The following is a 3,272-nucleotide window of genomic DNA, read 5'->3' as shown; positions in this document are numbered from 1 at the left end:
CCCGCGCGGCGGCGCTCGCGCGGCTCGGCCGATTTCGGCTCCGGGTCGGGGCGGAGCTGCACCGGCTCGCGGCCGAACAGGATCGCCTCGCCCTTGTCGGTCATGGTGAGGCCGCCGTAGCCGTCGGTGTTCTCGGCCACCGCGCCGGCGGCGAAGAGCTGGCGCAGGATCGCGCGCCACGCGGCGACCGGCTTGTCGGCGCCGACGCCGAAGGTTTTGAGCTGCTCGTGGCCGTTGCGGCGGATCGGCTCGCTCACCTTGCCGTGGACCACGTCGCAGACATAGGCCGCGCCGTAGCGCTGCCCGGTGCGCACGATCGCCGAGAGGATCTTCTGGGCCGGGACCGTGCCGTCGACGAGCGTGACGCCGCCGCGGCAGAGGTCGCACCGGCCGCAATGGCCGCTGGCCTCGTCGAAGTAGGCGAGCAGCGATTGCCGGCGGCAGGCCGCGCCTTCGCACAGCGCGATCATCGCCTCGAGCTTGCGCCGCTCGACGCGGCGGCGCTCGTCCGGCACCTCCTTCTCGTCGATCTGGCGGCGGCGCAGGGCCATGTCGTCGAGGCCGTAGAGAGTCAGCGTGTCGGCGGGCAGCCCGTCGCGGCCGGCGCGGCCGATCTCCTGGTAGTAGCCCTCGACGTTGCCCGGCATGTCGGCGTGGCAGACGAAGCGCACGTCGGGCTTGTTGATGCCCATGCCGAAGGCCACCGTCGCGGTCATCACGACGCCGTCCTCCTGCAGGAAGGTGTCCTGGTTGCGCATGCGCGTGCCCTGGTCGAGCCCGGCATGGTAGGGATACGCGTTGAAGCCGTCCTTCTTCAGGCTCTCGGCCAGCTGCTCGGTGCGCTTGCGCGACGAGCAGTAGATGATCCCGCTCTCGGAGCGGCGGTGCTTCAGGAAGCGCTCGATCTGCCGGGTCGGGTTGTCCTTGGCGGCGAAGGTTAGGCCGATGTTCGGCCGGTCGAAGGAGTGGACGAAGGTCTTGAGGTCGCGCCCTTGGGGAAACAGGCGCTCGGCGATCTCGGCCCGCGTCGCCTTGTCGGCGGTGGCCGTCAGCGCCACGGTCTGGACGTCGCCGAGCGCCTCACGGGCGCGGGACAGCGCGCGATATTCGGGGCGGAAGTCGTGGCCCCATTGCGAGACGCAATGCGCCTCGTCGACCGCGAGCCGGCGGACGCCCGCGCCGCGCAGCGCGTCCATGCAGCCGTCCATCAGCAGGCGCTCGGGCGAGACGAAGAGCAGCCGCAGCTCGTTCGCGCGGATCATCCGCCAGGTCTCGCGCGAGACAGATTCGGCCACCGACGAGTTCAGGGTCGCTGCCGCGACGCCGAAGCCACGCATCTGCTGCACCTGGTCGTGCATCAGCGCGATCAGCGGCGAGACCACGACGGTGAGCGAATCCTCCACCAGCGCCGGCAGCTGGTAGGTCATCGACTTGCCCGAGCCCGTCGGCATCACCGCGAACACGTCCGCGCCCGAGAGCACCGCCTCGATCACCTCGTCCTGGCCGGGTCGGAAATCGTCGTAGCCGAAGGTGGTCTTGAGGGCGCGCCGCGCATCGTCGAGTCGTGAGGTCATGCCTGTCCCAGGTGAAACCACGGCTTGCCGCCGGGGTGCGTATACACTAACAGCAGATTGTCTACACGGAGGCGCGCGATGCCGCTGAACATCCGAAGCGAGGAGGTGAACCGCCTCGCCGACAAACTGGCGGCCCTCGCCCGGGTCAGCAAGACCGAGGCGGTGAAGATCGCGCTGGCCAACGAACTGGAGCGGCGGGATCGCGCCCTACCGCTGGCCGAACGGTTGCGGCCCCTGCTCGATGAGATCGCCGCCGTACCGCGAACGGGTCTGGAGGCCGACAAGGCCTTCTACGACGGCCTGAACGACGAGTGATGTTCGTCGATGCCTCTGCCATGGTCGCGATCATGAGCGCAGAGCCGCCAGCGGCGGCGTTGATCCGGTGCCTCGACCAAGCCGAAGCACCGATCACCTCGGCGCTTGCCGTCTTCGAGACCGTCATGGCCCTCTCGCGAAAGTTGAGTCAGGACGTCGCGAACTCCGAATCGCAGATCGAACGGTTCCTTCTGGCCGCCGGCATCCGATTGGTGCCGATCGCCGCGGCGGAAAGCCACGAAGCCCTCGCCGCGCATGCACGCTACGGCAAGGGCCGCGGGCATCCGGCACAGCTCAATCTGGGCGACTGCTTCGCCTATGCCTGCGCTCAGGTCCACGACGTTCCCCTGCTCTTCGTCGGCGACGACTTTCCGCAGACCGACATTCGCTCGGCGATGGCTTGAGGGTCAGCGCGCGACGATGGCGACGGCGGCGCCGGCCATGACCGTTCCGGCCCCACGATTGATCGCGCGACGGGCGCGAGACGACGTGAAGACCCGGCGCGCGCGGGCCGCGGCGAGCACATAGGCCGCCAGCACCGCACTCAGCACGACGACGATCGTCGCCGCGATCTCCGCGATGCCCAGCGGCGTGAGATGATCGAGGTCGACGACAGTCGGCAGCAGGGCCAGGAAGAACAGGATCACCTTCGGGTTGCCCAAAGTGAGGGTCAGTCCGCCGAGAAACAGGCGAACGGCGCCGTGTCCGGCCATGGGCGCGGCTTCGACCGCGTCGGTGCGGGCGGTCCAGGCTCCCCAGGCGAGATACGCGAGATAGATCGCGCCGGCGTATTTCAGGACGACGAATCCGATCGCGAAGGTCTGCGCCACCATGGCAAGGCCCGCCACCGTCAGCGAGAACCAGATGAGATCGCCCGCGACGAACCCCGCCGCGAAGCCGATGATCCCCGGCGTCCCCCGCGCCAGCACCCGCGCCACGAGCGCGGCGATGCCCGGGCCGGGCGCGGCGACGGCGATGGCATAGACGGCGGCGAAGAAGGCGAGGCTGGACAGCGGCATCGTGGTCACGACGGTCGAGATCAGGGCCGCGCGATGCGCCCGTCGGCGATGCCGATCACATCGGCCCGCCCGCCGAGCTCGGCGAACATCGCCGCGTCGGCCCCGGTCATGAACACCTGCCCCGGTAACGCGTCGAGCGCCGCGAACAGGCCGGCGCGGCGGCGGGGGTCGAGGTGGGCGGCGACCTCGTCGAGGAGGATCAGCGGCGCGATCCCGCTCATCGCCCGCACCAGCTTGGCATGGGCGAGCACGAGGCCGATCAGCAGCGCCTTCTGCTCGCCGGTCGAGGCGGTGGCGGCCGGCACGTCCTTCGGGCCGTGGCGGACCACGAGGTCGCTGGTCTGGGGGCCCGACAGCGTGCGCC

The 3,272-nt window shown here is 70.0% G+C and carries 4 protein-coding genes and 1 pseudogene; 2 read left to right on the top strand and 3 right to left on the bottom strand.

Annotated elements, in window-relative coordinates:
* The coding region (locus FV223_RS23695) for a RecQ family ATP-dependent DNA helicase (protein WP_147729278.1) at positions 1 to 1,574 on the bottom strand (1,574 nt) is incomplete at its 3' end.
* Between the two features lie 78 nt (positions 1,575 to 1,652).
* On the opposite strand from FV223_RS23695, the gene FV223_RS23690 reads away from it, so the two are divergent.
* Both FV223_RS23690 and FV223_RS23685 read left to right on the top strand, forming a co-directional pair.
* Entirely contained in the window at positions 1,653 to 1,889 is a 237-nt protein-coding gene (locus tag FV223_RS23690; protein ID WP_147729277.1) for a type II toxin-antitoxin system VapB family antitoxin, read from the top strand.
* Positions 1,889 to 2,293: a type II toxin-antitoxin system VapC family toxin gene (locus FV223_RS23685; RefSeq protein ID WP_147729276.1), complete on the top strand. Its 405-nt coding sequence runs from the start codon at positions 1,889 to 1,891 to the stop codon at positions 2,291 to 2,293. The genes FV223_RS23690 and FV223_RS23685 overlap by 1 nt, the downstream gene beginning before the upstream one ends.
* Before the next feature lie 3 nt (positions 2,294 to 2,296).
* Here the strand turns inward: FV223_RS23685 and FV223_RS23680 are convergent, their stop codons facing one another.
* Positions 2,297 to 2,908 (bottom strand): LysE family translocator, encoded by a 612-nt coding sequence (locus FV223_RS23680; protein WP_147729279.1) that lies wholly within the window; start codon positions 2,906 to 2,908, stop codon positions 2,297 to 2,299.
* A 20-nt stretch (positions 2,909 to 2,928) separates the two neighbouring features.
* Positions 2,929 to 3,272 (bottom strand): annotated as a pseudogene (locus FV223_RS23675) (AAA family ATPase); the annotation flags it as partial.

This window comes from Methylobacterium sp. WL116 (assembly GCF_008039455.1).
GTDB lineage: Bacteria > Pseudomonadota > Alphaproteobacteria > Rhizobiales > Beijerinckiaceae > Methylobacterium.
Note: the sequence above shows the minus strand (reverse complement) of the source record. Positions and strands in the feature narration are given on the sequence as shown.

Coding starts and splice junctions, on each gene's coding strand:
- FV223_RS23690 (WP_147729277.1), top strand. CDS start 1,653: ATGCCGCTGAACATCCGAAGCGAGGAGGTGAACCGCCTCGCCGACAAA.
- FV223_RS23685 (WP_147729276.1), top strand. CDS start 1,889: ATGTTCGTCGATGCCTCTGCCATGGTCGCGATCATGAGCGCAGAGCCG.
- FV223_RS23680 (WP_147729279.1), bottom strand. CDS start 2,908: ATGCCGCTGTCCAGCCTCGCCTTCTTCGCCGCCGTCTATGCCATCGCC.